This is a genomic window from Plesiomonas shigelloides (assembly GCF_900087055.1).
Lineage (GTDB): Bacteria > Pseudomonadota > Gammaproteobacteria > Enterobacterales > CAMTGL01 > Plesiomonas > Plesiomonas shigelloides.
Genome location: NZ_LT575468.1, coordinates 358,973 through 375,463, shown reverse-complemented (window position 1 = coordinate 375,463; position 16,491 = coordinate 358,973). Strand labels below are relative to the sequence as shown.

The 16,491-nt window shown below is 54.8% G+C and carries 16 protein-coding genes; 10 read left to right on the top strand and 6 right to left on the bottom strand.

From position 1 onward, the window contains the following. Positions 1–183: 183 nt before the first annotated feature. The 9 genes from kdsD to rapZ all read left to right on the top strand — a co-directional run bounded on the left by kdsD (position 184) and on the right by rapZ (position 6,716). Positions 184–1,167 carry an arabinose-5-phosphate isomerase KdsD gene (gene kdsD / locus NCTC9997_RS01735; protein ID WP_106911418.1) on the top strand — a complete coding sequence of 328 codons (984 nt, stop codon included), beginning with the start codon at positions 184–186 and terminating at the stop codon, positions 1,165–1,167. Further along, positions 1,167–1,718, top strand: a complete 552-nt coding sequence (kdsC, locus tag NCTC9997_RS01730; RefSeq protein WP_010862655.1) for a 3-deoxy-manno-octulosonate-8-phosphatase KdsC — start codon at positions 1,167–1,169, stop codon at positions 1,716–1,718. Before kdsD ends, kdsC begins: the two co-directional genes overlap by 1 nt. Continuing rightward, complete coding sequence (gene lptC, locus NCTC9997_RS01725; RefSeq protein WP_010862656.1) at positions 1,715–2,272, top strand: LPS export ABC transporter periplasmic protein LptC; 558 nt, start codon at positions 1,715–1,717, stop codon at positions 2,270–2,272. The genes kdsC and lptC overlap by 4 nt, the downstream gene beginning before the upstream one ends. Continuing rightward, the gene (lptA, locus tag NCTC9997_RS01720; RefSeq protein WP_010862657.1) at positions 2,253–2,777 is read left to right on the top strand and encodes a lipopolysaccharide ABC transporter substrate-binding protein LptA; all 525 of its coding nucleotides are present in this window, start codon (positions 2,253–2,255) and stop codon (positions 2,775–2,777) included. The genes lptC and lptA overlap by 20 nt, the downstream gene beginning before the upstream one ends. Continuing rightward, positions 2,778–3,503: an LPS export ABC transporter ATP-binding protein gene (lptB, locus tag NCTC9997_RS01715; protein WP_010862658.1), complete on the top strand. Its 726-nt coding sequence runs from the start codon at positions 2,778–2,780 to the stop codon at positions 3,501–3,503. It begins immediately after the preceding gene. Positions 3,504–3,568: 65 nt separating this feature from the next. Next, a complete protein-coding gene (rpoN, locus tag NCTC9997_RS01710) occupies positions 3,569–5,068 on the top strand; it encodes an RNA polymerase factor sigma-54 (RefSeq protein ID WP_064977151.1) in 1,500 nt (499 codons plus the stop codon). Between the two features lie 25 nt (positions 5,069–5,093). Then, a complete protein-coding gene (hpf, locus tag NCTC9997_RS01705; protein WP_039046483.1) occupies positions 5,094–5,381 on the top strand; it encodes a ribosome hibernation promoting factor in 288 nt (95 codons plus the stop codon). Between the two features lie 2 nt (positions 5,382–5,383). Beyond that, positions 5,384–5,830, top strand: coding sequence for a PTS IIA-like nitrogen regulatory protein PtsN (ptsN, locus tag NCTC9997_RS01700; RefSeq protein ID WP_010862661.1), 447 nt, complete (start codon positions 5,384–5,386; stop codon positions 5,828–5,830). 13 nt (positions 5,831–5,843) lie between these two features. Beyond that, positions 5,844–6,716, top strand: a complete 873-nt coding sequence (rapZ, locus tag NCTC9997_RS01695; RefSeq protein ID WP_010862662.1) for an RNase adapter RapZ — start codon at positions 5,844–5,846, stop codon at positions 6,714–6,716. A 190-nt stretch (positions 6,717–6,906) separates the two neighbouring features. Here the strand turns inward: rapZ and NCTC9997_RS01690 are convergent, their stop codons facing one another. From NCTC9997_RS01690 to pmbA, 3 genes are all read right to left on the bottom strand, one after another. Continuing rightward, entirely contained in the window at positions 6,907–7,434 is a 528-nt protein-coding gene (locus tag NCTC9997_RS01690) for a cytochrome b/b6 domain-containing protein (protein ID WP_064977150.1), read from the bottom strand. A 3-nt stretch (positions 7,435–7,437) separates the two neighbouring features. After that, positions 7,438–7,851 carry a cytochrome b562 gene (locus NCTC9997_RS01685; RefSeq protein WP_064977149.1) on the bottom strand — a complete coding sequence of 138 codons (414 nt, stop codon included), beginning with the start codon at positions 7,849–7,851 and terminating at the stop codon, positions 7,438–7,440. A 330-nt stretch (positions 7,852–8,181) separates the two neighbouring features. Beyond that, positions 8,182–9,522: a metalloprotease PmbA gene (pmbA, locus tag NCTC9997_RS01680; RefSeq protein ID WP_064977148.1), complete on the bottom strand. Its 1,341-nt coding sequence runs from the start codon at positions 9,520–9,522 to the stop codon at positions 8,182–8,184. Positions 9,523–9,653: 131 nt separating this feature from the next. Here pmbA and yjgA point away from each other — a divergent pair, with 131 nt between their 5' ends. Then, a complete protein-coding gene (gene yjgA, locus NCTC9997_RS01675; RefSeq protein ID WP_010862666.1) occupies positions 9,654–10,205 on the top strand; it encodes a ribosome biogenesis factor YjgA in 552 nt (183 codons plus the stop codon). A gap of 109 nt (positions 10,206–10,314) precedes the next feature. Here yjgA and tldD read toward each other — a convergent pair whose 3' ends face one another. From tldD to NCTC9997_RS01660, 3 genes are read right to left on the bottom strand one after another with little or no spacing between them, the layout of a single operon-like run. Continuing rightward, positions 10,315–11,760 carry a metalloprotease TldD gene (gene tldD / locus NCTC9997_RS01670; RefSeq protein WP_064977147.1) on the bottom strand — a complete coding sequence of 482 codons (1,446 nt, stop codon included), beginning with the start codon at positions 11,758–11,760 and terminating at the stop codon, positions 10,315–10,317. 45 nt (positions 11,761–11,805) lie between these two features. Continuing rightward, a complete protein-coding gene (locus NCTC9997_RS01665; protein WP_064977146.1) occupies positions 11,806–12,642 on the bottom strand; it encodes a carbon-nitrogen hydrolase family protein in 837 nt (278 codons plus the stop codon). Beyond that, positions 12,642–16,487, bottom strand: coding sequence for a YhdP family protein (locus NCTC9997_RS01660; RefSeq protein WP_167550112.1), 3,846 nt, complete (start codon positions 16,485–16,487; stop codon positions 12,642–12,644). Before NCTC9997_RS01660 ends, NCTC9997_RS01665 begins: the two co-directional genes overlap by 1 nt. Positions 16,488–16,491: the final 4 nt, after the last annotated feature.

Sequence of the window (16,491 nt, the reverse complement as noted above, 5' to 3'; positions counted from 1 at the left end):
TTTGCCGCCGCGACAGTCAAAATTAGCACCATAAAATCAGATACCGATATTAAACCATAGATTGTGCGCGCGGTTTTCAGTTAATGCGGTCGGCCGCCGCCTCGTTGGTGAAGGGTTTAATTTCGCTGCCCGCCAGCCTGCGCTGGCTCGGCTTACTACCGCAGTTCAGCATCACACGGAACGATGAGAATAATTATGCCAAACGCGTTTGATTTTCAGCACTGGGGACGCCATGTGGTCGCCACCGAACGGGACAGTATTGCCCAGCTCGAGCAGTATATTAATGATGACTTTGCCCGTGCGTGCCAACTGATCTACGCCGCCAGCGGTAAAGTGGTGGTGATGGGGATGGGCAAATCCGGCCATATCGGCCGTAAAATTGCCGCCACCTTGGCCAGTACCGGTACGCCGGCTTTTTTTGTCCATCCGGGCGAAGCCAGCCATGGCGATCTGGGGATGCTGAGTAAAGACGATGTCGTGCTGGCGATTTCCAACTCCGGTGAAGCTCATGAAATTCTGGCCTTGATCCCCGTCATCAAACGCCTTGGCAACCGCATGATCTGCATGACCGGCAAGCCAGACAGCAGCATGGCGCAAAATGCCGATGTGCACCTGTGTATCCATGTCCCGCAAGAAGCTTGCCCGCTCGGCTTAGCACCAACCTCCAGTACCACCGCAACCTTGGTGATGGGCGATGCTCTGGCGGTCGCCTTACTCAAAGCGCGCGGTTTTACCGCGGATGACTTTGCCCTGTCTCACCCAGGCGGCGCTTTGGGGCGTAAACTGCTGCTCAAAGTGCAAGACATCATGCACACCGGCGATGAATTACCGCATGTTGCCCCAGACGCCAGTCTGCGCGATACCGTGCTGGAAATTTCGCGCAAAAAACTGGGTATGGTAGTAATCTGCGACGACATGATGCATATTCAGGGCATTTTCACCGACGGTGACCTGCGCCGGGTGTTCGATTTGCACCATGACCTGCACAATATCATCATTCAACATGTCATGACCCCGGGCGGACTGCGTATTTCGCCAGACGCATTGGCGGTCGAAGCCCTGAATCTGATGCAACAGCGCAGCGTCTCTTGTCTGTTGGTCACACACAATGACACCCTGGTCGGGGTGATCCACATGCACGATTTGTTAAAGGCCGGAGTGGTATAATGCTGATAGAAACCTGTTACGGTGCCGTTGAGCGCCGCGTCGTTGAGCGCGCGGCACAGATTAAACTGCTAATCTGTGATGTTGACGGTGTACTGTCTGACGGGCTGATTTACATGGGCAACCAAGGCGAAGAGCTCAAAGCCTTCCACGTGCGTGATGGCTACGGGATCCGTTGCCTGCTGACTTCCGATATCGAAGTCGGCATCATCACCGGTCGCTCCTCACAACTGGTGGCCGATCGCGCCAAAACCTTGGGCATCAACCACCTGTACCAAGGACAACTAGATAAAATCGTCGCCTTCAATGCGCTGCTGGCCAAGTTGCAACTGCGTCCAGAACAAGTGGCCTATATCGGCGATGACCTGATTGACTGGCCGGTAATGCAACAAGTGGGATTATCGGTCTGTGTGGCCGATGCGCACCCAATGCTGCTGCCGCGGGCCCACTACACCACCCACCTGCGTGGCGGTCATGGCGCGGTACGTGAACTGTGCGATCTGATCTTGCTGGCACAGGGCAAGCTGGAACAGGCGCAAGGGCACTCCATATGAATATCCGCTGGAGTCTGTTCCTCGGCGCGATAGCGTTGGTATTGCTCGGCTGGCTGGCCACCAATGGTGGTAATGAGCCGACAGTGCCCGCCCCAGTGCAAGGCGATCCGTCGTTCTGGGGCAACAACATGCTGACCGTGGTTTACGACCCGACCGGGAAATTGCACTATAAATTGGTCTCCACCAAGGTTAAATATTATGCTGAAAACGGGAACACCGATTTCAGCCAACCGCTGATGACCTTGTATTCCGCAGAAGGAATACCCATCTGGATGGTACAGGCCAAAGATGCCGTGCTGACCAAAGATAAAATGCTATACCTGAAAGGCGATGTCGAAGTGAACAGCCTGACGCCGGACTCCCAGTTGGAAAAACTGGAAACCACACAGGCCACGATTAATCTGACCACTCAGGATATTACGTCCGATGCCAAGGTGACCGTTTACGGTGCCAACTTCACCTCAGTCGGACTGAAAATGCGCGGGAACCTACGTAACCGCACGGCCGAGCTGCAGGAACAGGTAAAATCCTACTATGAAATTAAAAAACCGTAACTTACTGGCAGTGTGTGTGCTGCTGGCGCTGAGCCGGCCGGCCTTGGCGGTCAAAGGGGATACCGATCAGCCGATTAACATCAACTCAGAGCAGCAATCGCTGGATCTGGCGACCAATACCGTGGTGTTCACCGGCAACGTGGTGCTGACCCAAGGTACGATTGATGTGAAAGCCGATAAAGTGGTGGTGATCCGCCCGAAAGATGAGAAAGGCAAAGAGATCATCGAAGGCTTCGGTAAACCGGCTACCTTTTATCAGATGCAGGACAACGGCAAGCCCGTTGAAGGCCATGCCGATAAGATTCGTTACGACTTGGGTAAAGACTTTGTGGAACTGATCGGAAATGCTGAGCTCAAACAATTAGATAGCAGCGTAAAAGCCGATCGCATTACCTACTTGATCCAAAAGCAACAGATGGATGCCTTCAGCAACAAAGGCCAGCGCGTGGTCACCGTATTGCAGCCGTCACAATTGAATAACTCCAACAAGAAAAGTAGCAACTAAATGGCAGTCCTGAGCGCAGAAAATCTGGCCAAAAGCTATAAAGGCCGCAAAGTGGTGGTCGACGTCAGTTTGACCGTCAAATCCGGTGAAATTGTCGGTTTGCTCGGCCCTAACGGTGCCGGTAAAACCACCACCTTTTACATGGTGGTCGGTCTGGTGGCCCGTGATAACGGTAGCATCAGTATTGATGGCGATGATATCAGCTTACTGCCGATGCATGCCCGTGCTCGCCGTGGCATTGGCTATCTGCCTCAGGAAGCCTCTATCTTCCGTCGCCTGACGGTGTACAACAACCTGATGGCGGTACTGGAAACTCGTAGCGATCTGGATCAGCAAGGCCGTGAAGCACGCGCTGAAGAGCTGCTGGATGAATTCCATATCCAGCACATTCGTGACAGCTTAGGGCAAGCACTGTCCGGCGGTGAACGCCGCCGAGTAGAAATTGCCCGCGCCCTAGCCGCCAATCCTAAATTTATCCTGCTGGATGAGCCTTTTGCCGGCGTAGACCCGATTTCGGTTATCGACATTAAGAACATCATTAAACACCTGCGTGATAGCGGGCTGGGCGTTCTGATCACCGACCACAATGTGCGGGAAACGTTGGATGTGTGCGAGCATGCCTACATCGTAAGTCAAGGACATATGATCGCACATGGGACTCCGGCAGAGATTCTGGAAAATGAACATGTTAAACGGGTATATCTGGGTGACCAGTTCCGTTTATAACGTAATATCATACTGAAAAGCGATGAGCTCCCGGCTTAGCCGGGAAGTACGGATACCGAGGTTGCATGAAGCCAAGTTTACAACTCAAGCTGAGTCAGCAATTAGCGATGACACCGCAACTGCAACAGGCGATCCGTCTGTTGCAACTGTCAACGCTTGAGCTGCAGCAAGAGATCCAACAGGCGCTGGAAAGCAACCCTCTGCTAGAGCTGGCCGACGATCTGGAAGAGATGCCACTGGATGCTCAAGCGCTGGCCCACACGGCGGAAACGCCGAGCCAATCAGCCAGCGCCGAGCATCAAGATGCCACCGACGCCGAGCCGTTGCTAGACAGCCGCGATGCACTGGAACAACAGGAGCTGCCACAGGAATTGCCGGTGGACGCGACCTGGGATGATCTCTATACCGCCGGAAATAACCTTACTGGTGGCTCCGGTAGTACCTCTGACAGCGATACCCCACAGTATCAAGGGGAAACCAACGAAACCCTGCAAGATTACCTGCTGTGGCAGGCTGAATTGTCGCGCTTAAGTGAAACCGACCATGCCATCGCCATCGCCATCATCGATGCGGTAGACGATGCCGGTTACCTCACGGTCTCTTTAGACGACATCTTAGCCAGCCTTGGCAATGAGCAGATTGAGCTGGACGAAGTGCAAGCGGTACTGACCCGCGTTCAACACTTTGACCCGATAGGCTCCGCAGCGCGCGACTTACGTGAATGCCTGCTGATCCAGTTAAACCAGCTCGCTGCCGATACGCCGTCATTGCCGCAAGCGCGGCTGATTATCAGCGAACATATCGATCTGCTGGCTAATCGTGATTTTCGCAGCCTGACGCGAGAAACGCGCCTGAAAGAGGACGATCTGAAAGCGGCGATCGCCTTGATCCAGACCCTCAATCCACGCCCAGGGCACAGCATCTCGCAAAGCGAGACCGAATACGTGATCCCCGATGTGGCAGTGCGCAAAATTGCCGGTGAATGGGTGGTGGAGCTCAATGGCGATGCCACACCGCGCCTGTCTATCAACCAGCACTACGCGGCCTTGTCACGCCAAATCAGCAACAGCAGTGACGTGCAATTTATCCGCAGTAATTTGCAAGATGCAAAGTGGTTGATCAAAAGTCTGGAAAGCCGTAATGATACTTTACTCAAAGTGGCTCGCTGTATTGTCGATCATCAGCAAGACTTCTTTGAGTATGGTGAAGAATCGATGAAGCCGATGGTGCTGGCCGATGTCGCCCAAACGGTGGAAATGCACGAATCAACCATATCACGCGTCACAACCCAAAAATATTTACATAGCCCACGCGGCATTTTTGAGCTTAAGTATTTCTTTTCAAGCCACGTTAGCACGGAAGATGGTGGCGAATGTTCATCCACGGCCATTCGAGCATTAGTCAAGAAAATGGTCGCGGCGGAAAATCCTGCGAAGCCGCTGAGCGATAGCAAAATCGCCTCAATGCTCGCAGACCAGGGGATCATGGTGGCGCGACGAACCATCGCCAAATACCGTGAATCACTCGCGATACCCCCGTCGAATCAGCGTAAACGCTTGGTTTAAAGACAACAGGATGAGGAAGACGCTTATGCAAATTAATCTGTCAGGTCATAATGTAGAAATTACAGAAGCGTTACGTGACTACGTCACCAACAAATTCAGTAAACTGGAACGTTTTTTTGAACATATCAACAATGTTCATGTCGTACTGACAGTGGAAAAAACCGTTCAGATTGCCGAAGCGACACTCCACGTGAATGCCGGTGAGCTGCATGCATCCGCCGAGCATGAAACTATGTACGCGGCCATTGACCTGCTGATTGACAAGCTTGCGCGTCAACTCACTAAACATAAAGACAAATTAAACAAGCAGTAATTATGCAACTTAGCTCAGTGCTGTCTCTGGACTGTACCCGTAGTGCGGTCCATTGCTCCAGCAAAAAACGTGCTCTGGAAATCATCAGTGAGCTGGCCGCCAGTCGGCTCACTGTCGCTCCGCAAACCCTGTTTGAAGCCATGCTGGCCCGCGAAAAAATGGGCAGTACCGGTATCGGTAATGGGATTGCTATTCCACACGGGAAAATGGAGCCAGGCACCACTACGGTGGCGGTGTTTATCCGTACCGAACAGCCGATCCCCTTTGACGCGGTAGACAATCAACCGGTCGATCTGCTGTTTGCCCTGCTGGTACCCGAAGATCAGTGCCAGCAACACCTGCAAACCTTGTCCGCCGTGGCCAAACGCCTCGCCGACAAGAGCGTTTGCCGGCGTTTAAGAACAGCACTTTCTGATGAAGAGCTGTATCAGATATTGACTGAGGAATAATGGAGTCGCGATCATGGTGTTAATGATCGTCAGCGGACGTTCAGGTTCAGGAAAATCCGTCGCCCTGCGGGCTATTGAAGATATGGGTTTTTACTGTGTCGATAACCTTCCTGTGACGCTGTTGCCCGAACTGGCCCGCTCCTTGATGGATCGGCAAACTTCGGCAGCAGTCAGTATCGACGTGCGTAACCTGCCCAACTCCCCAGCGGAGTTGGATAAAGCGCTGAACGATCTGCCGGAAGGCTTTGTCCCGCAGCTTCTGTTTTTAGATGCGGATCGCAATACCCTGATCCGCCGCTACAGCGACACACGTCGTCTGCACCCGCTCTCTAGCCAGAGTTTGTCACTGGAAAGCGCCATCGATACCGAAAATGAGCTGCTGGAGCCACTGCGCTCACGCGCTGACTTGGTGATTGATACCAGCGAGATGTCGGTGCATGAGCTGGCCGAAATGCTGCGCTCGCGCCTGCTCGGTAAACGCGAACGCGAACTGACCATGGTGTTTGAGTCGTTTGGCTTTAAGCACGGCATTCCGATTGATGCGGACTACGTGTTTGATGTGCGCTTCTTGCCTAACCCGCACTGGGATCCCAAACTGCGTCCGATGACCGGTTTGGATAAGCCCGTAGCGGCGTTTTTGGCCCGTCATACCGAAGTGCATAACTTTATCTACCAGACGCGCAGCTATCTGGAGCAGTGGTTGCCGATGCTGGAAACCAATAACCGCAGTTACCTGACCGTGGCCATAGGTTGTACCGGCGGTAAGCACCGCTCGGTGTACATTGCCGAACAGCTGGCAGACTATTTCCGCTCCCGTGGCAAGAATGTGCAATCACGCCACCGGACACTGGAAAAGCGGCCGAAAGACGCCCAAAACCCAGCGTAACCCACACAATACGGCGAGCATGCGCGATTGCTCACATCTGGCATACACTCACGCATTCAATAAAAAACAGCGGCCAAAAGCCGCTGTTTTTTTGTTTGGGTATTTTCTTTTGGCGACTGCATGGATCACCACAGGCTACCGTTATAAGCACTCTCTAAGGTTATATACCCAAACGAAATGCGGGAAATGCTTAAGGTAGCGGTAACATTCGTCGTAACAGATTCTGCCCCATGCGATGCGACATCAAAATCACCGCCAACACATGTACCACCACCAGCACCGTTAGCCCATCCACCAACCACGCGTGGATATCCGCCAACGGCCAGGCATCGCCCCAGCTCTGATCTTGGCCCCAACCAGTGGCCGCCACGGCCAATAGCCCTAACCAGAACAGCCAAATCGCCAGCGCACCTAACGGATTATGCTCCAACTGATTGGGCAACTCGCCGGAGCGGATCTGCGCCACATGATGACGCACCCGCGTCCAGCTCGGTAAAAACTGACTTAAGCGAGCCGGCCCACGTGCTAACGTTAGCCCCCACAGCAAGCGCAATAACACTAATGCTGCCACCGTCAGACCGATACGTTCATGCCACACACCGCCGGCTTCATTGAGCAGGCGGTTACATACAAAACCGCCGGCCACCAGCCAATGAGTCGCAATCACCACCGCATCCCAACGATCTGCTGGTAAGCGGTGTTTATTTACCTCGGCCATCGGTTAATCTTTCACTTTCAATTCTTTATGGTAATGATCGCGCACGGTTTTCATCTCGCCGATCACTTTTTTCGCCTCAGGCACCTTACCGTCAGCCAATAACGCGAGCGCTTGATCGGTTTGATCTTCAAGTTTGCTCAAGCCTGTCAGGTACGTTTTGTGCGCCTCGCTGTGTGCGGTCATCCCTTTAGGTTTGTTTGGGATCATCCCCTGCGCTTGCTGCGCGGCAGAGCGGATCGCCTGCAGATCGCGCGTCAGCAGTGCCGGATCATCACTTTTGCTAATCGCCCGGTAGTTGCGCGCGATGATCTTCATTGCCTGCTCGACATCAGCAATTTTTTCTTCCGCCCGCAACGGAGCACTCGCTAAGGTTGCCGCCAGACACACGCTGACCATCAGGGTTAATAGTTTCGCCATTGCACACTCCTTTTGCTCTACAAAAAACACACACTTTGTATACAAACGAGTATATCGGCTCACACAGAGTGGGGGAAATGCTTTTTCCTGCTCTCAAGACTCTCTTGCGCTGAAAAAACGCACAACACGAGCGCGAAACGCAGAATGTGAAAAACATCACGGCAAAAGCACTGCCTAGATAAAGGACAGGAAAGAAAGAAAAAGAGAAAAAGGAAGGAAAACACTGGGAAGCTAAAGCAATAACCACTATCCCTAATCACCTATCGTCCGCCACAAACGCGCCACGGACGATAGGTACTAGAAGACACTAACAGGATAATGTCGCCAGCATCAGCTACCGGCAATCTTCATGGTATCGAGCAAAATCGAACCGGTCTGGATGCTAGAGCGCAGCTCAAGATCACTGCCAACCGCCACCATATTCGTGAACATCTCTTTGAGATTACCGGCGATAGTGATCTCAGAGACCGGATACTGGATCTCGCCATTTTCCACCCAAAAACCGGCCGCGCCACGGGAATAGTCGCCCGTAACCGCATTCACGCCTTGCCCCATCAACTCAGTCACCAACAGACCCCTGTCCATCTGGCGCAGCAGCTGATTGAAATCTTGGCCGGTGTGTTGCACTTGCCAGTTGTGGATCCCGCCAGCATGACCGGTGGTTTGCATACCCAGCTTGCGCGCGGCATAGCTGGTCAGCAAATAAGTCTGCAACACGCCCTGCTCAATGATCTGCAAATCGCGCGTCCGTACCCCTTCGCTATCAAATGGCGTCGACGCCAGCCCTTTGAGCAAATGTGGACGTTCAACAATGTTGAACCACTCCGGCAGGATTTGATGGCCTAATTTATCTAATAAGAACGATGACTTACGATACAGATTGCCACCGCTGATCGCGCCGACCAGATGGCCAATCAAACCGGTGGCCACTTCCGCGCTAAACAGCACCGGCGCTTGCGTGGTGGCAATTTTACGCGCCCCTAAGCGGCTTAACGTACGGCGTGCACACTCTTCACCAACCCACTGTGGGCTCATCAAATCGGCCGCATCACGGGCGATGGTATAGCTGTAATCGCGCTCCATCTCGCCATTGTGCTCACCAATCATGCTGCATGACAGTGAATGTCGGCTAGACGGATAGCTGTGCAGCAAACCGTGGCTGTTACCGTACACTTTAACGCCGTAATGGCTGTTAAACGCCGCGCCATCACTGTTGGTGATCCGCGCATCGGCCGCCAGCGCGGTATTTTCCGCTTCAATGGCGTAACGCGCCGCCAGGTCAGGATCTATTTGCATCGGATGGAACAAATCAAGATCCGGGATCTCAAAGGCCATCAGCTCTTTATCCGCGGGCCCAGCATACGGATCCGGTGAGGTATGACGAGCAATTTCCAGCGCCGCTTCCACCGTCTGGCGGATCGCGCTCTCGCTCAGATCGGTCGTCGATGCGCTGCCTTTGCACTGACCCCGGTAGACCGTGATCCCCAAGGCACCATCACTGTTAAATTCAACGTTCTCAACGTCACCCAAACGGGTGCTGACACTGATCCCGGTGGTCTTGGTGATCGCCACTTCCGCGGCATCGCTTGCGGTTGCGGCCAGCTCCAGCGCACGTGCCACCGCATTTTCCAGCTCTTGACGCTGTTTGGTTACCTGAGTCACTGCATCCATAAATTCTGTCTGCCATGCTTAAATTGAACATTCTTCTCATGCAAGCATATCAGGAATAGGCAGCAATTTCGCAGCCATCGCACTAACCTGATAGAATCAGCAATTAAATTGACATGCCGTGAGTACTCGCAATGAGAAAACGTAATGATGACCTGCACTGGCAGGATGAGGAAGAAGAAGAGATCATCTGGGTCAGTAAGAGCGAAATCAAACGCGATGCTGAAGCCCTCAAAGCCTTGGGACAAGAGTTGATTGCTCTGGGTCGTCAGGCGCTGAACCGCGTACCGCTGGATGATGAGCTGCGCGCTGAAATCGAGCTGGCACAAAAAATCAGCAAGGAAGGCTTGCGCCGTCAGGTACAGTTCATCGGTAAAATGCTGCGCTCACGGGATGTGACGCCGATTGTCACTGCACTCGACAAGATGAAAAACAAGCATAATCAGCAAATTGCCCTGTTCCACAAGTTTGAGCGTATTCGCGATCAACTGCTGGAAAAAGGCGATGATGCGCTGGCGATGGTATTGCACGATTATCCGCAAGCTGACCGTCAGCATTTGCGTAATCTGGTGCGCAGTGCCCTGAAAGAAAAAGCCGACAACAAGCCGCCAAAAGCATATCGCGAAATCTTCCAGTATCTGAAAGAGCTGGCCGAGCAGCGCGAGAGCGAGGAGTCTGGCGAATAAGCGCTCTGTTGCTAGCGATAAAAACGTCTACCGCAGGTTACAAGGACAGTAACCCGGTAGCGGTCTCTAGGCAGACACCGCTACCACGCACCTAACGCGCACACTTAACTTAGGCGGTACCGCCCACGGTCATCGCATCCAGCTTCAGGGTTGGCTGACCAACGCCCACCGGCACGCTTTGCCCTTCTTTACCGCATACCCCAACGCCCTTATCCAGCGCCAGATCGTTACCCACCATCGACACCTGCTGCATCGCTTCGATACCAGAACCAACCAAGGTCGCGCCTTTGACCGGACGAGTAATCTGACCGTTTTCAATCAGATAGGCTTCGGAAGCGGAGAATACGAACTTACCAGAGGTGATATCCACCTGACCGCCACCAAAGTTAGGCGCGTACAGGCCATATTCCACACTGCTGATAATCTCTTGCGGTGTGTGTTGACCGGCCAACATGTAGGTATTGGTCATACGCGGCATCGGCAGGTGCGCATACGACTCACGGCGACCATTACCGGTTGGCGCCACGCCCATCAGGCGCGCGTTGAGCTTATCTTGCATGTAGCCTTTCAGAATACCGTTTTCAATCAGCACGTTGTACTGACCCGGTACTCCTTCATCATCGATATTCAATGAACCGCGGCGATGAGCCAACGTGCCGTCATCGACAATGGTACACAGCGGCGAGGTCACCTGCTCACCGATACGCCCGGAGAACACCGACGCTTCCTTACGGTTAAAATCACCTTCCAGACCATGACCAACCGCTTCATGCAACAACACGCCCGGCCAACCAGCCCCTAACACCACCGGCATGGTACCGGCAGGCGCTGGCGTGGCGTGCAGGTTCACCAACGCCTGACGCACCGCTTCACGGGCAAAGGCTTCGGCACGAATTTCGCCATTTTCTTCAGCTTGGAAATAGGCATAGCCGGTACGCGCGCCACCACCGGCAGAACCGCGTTCGCGCAAGCCATCGTCTTCCACCAGCACACTGACTGACAAACGCACCAGCGGACGAATATCCGCCGCCAGCGTGCCATCGGTGGCGGCCACCAGCACTTCTTCGTAAACGCCGGTTAAGCTGGCGGTCACTTCAGTCACGCGCGGATCAGCGGCACGCGCCGCTTTATCGACCTGATGCAACAGGGCAATTTTATCTTCCCGCGACAAGCTACCGAGCGGATCGACTGGCAGATAAATCCCGCTGGCGTTTTGCGCCATCAACGGGCGACATACACCCGATTGCCCTGCGGCGGCAATGCCACGAGCGGCCAGCGCACTTTGCTGCAGGCTATGACGGGTGATCTGATCGGCATACGCAAAACCGGTCTTTTCACCGCTGACCGCGCGCACACCCACCCCTTTATCGATGTTGTACGAGGCGTCTTTAATAATGCGATCTTCCAGCACCCACGCTTCGTGGTAACTGGACTGAAAATAGAGGTCGGCGTAATCCACATGGCGCTCGGCCAGCAGACTCAACGTTGTCTCGAGATCAGAAATATCAAGACCGGTCGGGGATAGTAACTGCTCACTGACAGCGTTCAGACTCATCGGGGGTACTCTTTATCTAATCCTGTGATGCGCCATAGCAGCCCATCACTTCAAAAATTGTGCATCAAACCGGTTATGCTGTAAGACCGGCATTTGATTGCGCAGTATAGGAAGCGCAGATACATCCACGCAAGCTTGTAACGGGGCGATCCGATCGGGCTGCTCTGTCACTACGCTGCCCCAGGGGTCCACCACCATGCTGTGTCCCCAGGTGTGGCGCTTAGGTGAGTGCCCACCCACTTGCGCCGCGGCCACCACCCAGCATTGGTTTTCGATTGCCCGTGCGCGCAGCAATACTTCCCAGTGCGCTTCACCGGTTACCGTGGTAAAGGCCGCAGGCACCACCAAAATTTCAGCGCCCTGCTGGCGTAGCTGCTGATACAAGCCGGGGAAACGTAAATCATAACAGATGGATAACCCCAGACGGCCAACCGGTGAGTCCACCACCACCACTTGCTGTCCGCCGCAGTAAGTTTGTGACTCGCAATAATGTCCTTGCGAGTCAGCCACTTCCACATCAAACAGGTGGATTTTATCGTAACGCGCGCGGATCTGGCCGCTAGCATCAAACAGCAGACAGCTGCTGGTCAAACGCTGGTCATCAGTACGGTGATACAGCGGCATCGAGCCAACCAGTAACCACTTGCTATAACGGCGAGCCAACGTAGCCAGCGTTTCTTGTAACCGACCTTCACCTTCGCGCTCGGCCCAGCCGCGGTAGGCCACCGCATCGGCAAATAACAACGCATTTTCCGGTAATACTACCAGCTGCACGCTGGCATCCAGTTGGCGCAATTGCCCTTCAATTTGCAGCAAATTCAGCTGCACATCAGCTCCGCTGCATAACTGCAAAAGGGCGATATTCGGTCTGCGAGCATCCATCAGAAATCTCCTTTTTCTATACGCTGCGTTTCCTGAACCTGCGGATTATCCATGCTACCTTCAATATGATAGCGCAGCAGGGAAAGCTTGCTCCACAGCGGTGACAAGGCTTGCGAGGCGGCAAATACCGCGAGTCCCGCCACCGGATTGACCATAAAGGCCGTGGCCACCGACAAACCGGCGCCCAGTTCAGGCGCTATCACGGCATCCATGTTAATGGTGCGGCGGTATAAATTCATATCCCCGCGCAGGGCGATATCGGCCAGCAAGCCGTCAATCAACAGGTTATCGGTACGCAGTATACCGCGGGTAATCGATGCCGTGCCGGTTATCTTGTCGTAAAAGAAACCTTCTTCAAACGCGTCACTGAAGTCCAGCCGCAGCTTACGCAGCAATGAGTCAGTACTCACTAACCGCAGAACCTGTCCGGTTCGGCCTCCGACTTCGGAGATCATCCCTTTACGCGCTTTTAGCGACAACGAGCCACCGAGCTGGGATAAATCCAGCTGCCACGGCGCTCCCGGCCAGCGCAGAGTAAAAGTCAGATCGGTTGGCGTATCACGCAGTGAAGTGGCCACACCAAAGTGGGTCAGCAATGCTGCCAGATTCGGAGTTTGCAATCGGCCTCCGACGGTCGTGAGCACCGCTTGCCCACGTCCGCCACGCCATGCACCATCAAAGGTTAAGGTGCCAAGGCCGGTATCAATCAAGCCATTGCTGAGGGTCAACGCCTGTGCCGATGGCGTCAAATCGGCCTGCACCCGTTTGAACGCCTGACCATCAATCTGGCAGTCATTACACCGCAGGCGCAGCGCTGGCCAACGGCGAAAATCGGTAGTTTGCGCCGCTGACGATGAGCTGGAACGGTTACTCGTCGCCGGTATCGGGCGGCTAGCCGCGCTACCTAAAGCCGGGCTAGAGACAGCACTGGAGTCAGGTGAGCGCCAATTGAGGTAGGCCAGATCAATGCGCCACGGCGCCTGACGATGCAGCGTCGCAGTACCGCGAATTTGCTGACCTAACGCCTTGAGCTGATAACTGTCACCTTGCAAGCGGCCATTGAGCGCTAGGTTATCCCAGCGCTGACCACCGAGCTGCAGCGTACCGGTATCCAGCTGCAGATAGTCGGGCAGATAACCTAACCAGCCGGCAGGCGTTGGGGTACTGCGACTTAAATTACTCACTGCCGGCACCAGCATGTCTTGCCACGCATCCAAATTCAGGCTCGGTAAGTTGGCGGTCAGCACCATAGCGCCAGCCGGACGCGCCTTCGAATTGACCGGCCCCACATCCAACCATGCACGCTGCAAGCTAGCCTGCGCCCCCACTTGCCAAGCGCCTTGGAAGCGCGCTAACGCCCCCCAGTTCGCCTGTACGGTAAAGCGTTTCAGATCGCCTTTGGCCGTCGCCTGCCAACGTTGCCCCTGCCAAGCGGCACTATCCAGCGGCGCCGGTAAGCGGCTGCGTACGGCGCCGAGCCCGCCGTCCAAATTCACCTGATAACGGGCCCCTCCGCTTGCCGGCAATTGCACCGCGACTTTGCCTTGCCAAGGCAGGCGGCCACTGAGTTGTTGCCACAGCGGAGTGTTCCACGCCTGCGGCAGTTGACTGACTTGCCAATTGCCTTTCAGGCCGACATCAATGGTGTAATTTTGCTGTTGCTGACGGGTGGTAAAATCGAGCGTGACCGGTTGCTGCCACAAGCGGGCTTGTAATGGCTGACTGCGTAGATTGCCGTTATCAAAGCGAAAATCACCTTTGACCCCCGACAATACCAAATCCAACGATTTCAAGCGCAGGGCGTTATTGTCTAACCACACACGGCCTTTGGCATCGGCCTGTGCGCCAGACAGCGGAATCGACAGCTGCAACTGCCCTTTCACCGGCCCTTGCAGTTGGATCTCTTGCAGCGCCGCGCCTACCGAGTCACGCAGTGGGGAGTGAGTCAGATAATATTGCACCTCCGGCGCGCGTCCTTGTACGCTGGCATCAATTTTCAAGTTGGCGTCGGCGTGCAGTGGATCAATGCTGGCCTCAATGCGGGTTGCGCGCGCCGCGCCCAAACGCGCTTGGGTGCTGTGCATCAACAAGCGATCGTCTTCAAACAGCAAGTCGAGATCCAAATCGCGCAGCGGCAACCAGTGAGGGTCAAACTGGAATACGGCCTGTCGTACCGGCACCGCCACCTGAAACACCCCATCATTGCCCTGATAAGGAAATTGCAGCGGATCGCCGGCCCACACCAAGGTCGCGCCCTGCACATGGCCGGCTTGCAGCGTCGGTTTTAGGTAATCGGTCAGCGCATTGCCCATCAGGCCACGAGGATAATAACGCCACGCCTGCGCCGCCTGATTCAAATTAATACCACCCAAAATGCCCAGCCATGGCGCTTGCGCCCGCGGCCAATCTAAGCGAAAACGACCATTAAACTGCAAATACGGCGAGCGTAAATCCACCCGCTCACTGCGCAGCTGCCAGCCTTGTTCGCCAAAGGTGGCCTGTAAGTCCACTTCACTGCCGGCCAGTGTAATCGGTTCAGGAAACTGCTGCGGATAGGTCAAGACACTGTGTGGACCAGCGCGCACCTGTAAGTTCGCCGCCGCTAACGAGCCTTGCAGATTACCGGTGACATCGGTCAGGGCGGGCCACTGCTCACCGCCGCGGATCCCCACATGGGCAAAACGAGCGTTTAGCGTGGTGTTTTCCAGTTTGGTCAGCGGTAACGTGAGGTTGAGAGCGCTGAGCTCCCCGTGCGGCTGCATTTGTTGCAACACCCGCAACGCCGGGATCTCCGGTACTGCTGCAGGTAACAATGGAGAGATCAAGGCCAGATCTAACGCAGAGCTTTGGATCTGCAGCTGATCTTGCTGATAGGTCGCTTGCAATGCGCTGAGCGGCCAAGGTTGTTGATCGGTTTGCAGTGCCAGCTGCGGCACTCGCGCCGTCAGGAGGTCACCGGTGCGCTGTAACTGTACCTGCAAACGGCGAAAGCTCAGGCTATGAGTATCGCTCCCCTGGCCCCAAAGACTGCGGCCATTTTCCAGCTGCAACAAGCCTTGTTGCATGCGGTTATCGGCTATCGTCAGCCACGCGCTGACACTCAGCTGCGCTGATTGCAAACCGCTTAGACGAGCGCCACGCTGCGTCAACCACGGCGTCAGATCCAGCTGCTCACCGTGCAGATAAATCTGCCCGCGCTCTAAACGATGCACCCCATCATAAAGATCAAAACGCAGATCCAGCGCGCCATAATTTTGCCCACCGCCCGCCAGCGCAATACTGCCTTGCGCCTGATGACGACGCTTGCCGTTATGCCAACCCAGTCGGTTGACGGTCAGCTGTAAAGGTTCACCGGAGGGCGTGATGAAACGAAATTGGCTATCTTGCAGCTCAAATTGACTGAGTTGGTCGAACACCAGCTCATCCAGCCGCCGCAGCGCTTGCCGATCATTATCATTACCGGCCGGCTCGCTGGCGCGCCACGGATAGCGGCTGTCCAAACGGACACCAGAAAAAATCAGGGAGGAAAACTGCCAGCGACGCTGCAGTAAGGATTGCCAGAGATTGAGCCGCCCTTCGACACGGGCAACCTGAACCTGCAATTTCGGCAGGTTTAAGGTGACATTTTCCAGCGTCAGCTGTGGACCGGCCGCCAGCCAGCGCCCTTGCAGCATACCGATATCCAGCGGTACGCCGGTCCAACTGCGCACCTGAGTCAGCAGCGGCTCACGCCACTGATTCAGGTGCGGTAACGCCAGACGTAATCCGCTGATCAGCAGGGCAATCAGCACCAGAATTCCGGCGAAAATACGTAGCCCCCAGGCTACGCGCGGTGATTGCCCCACAATC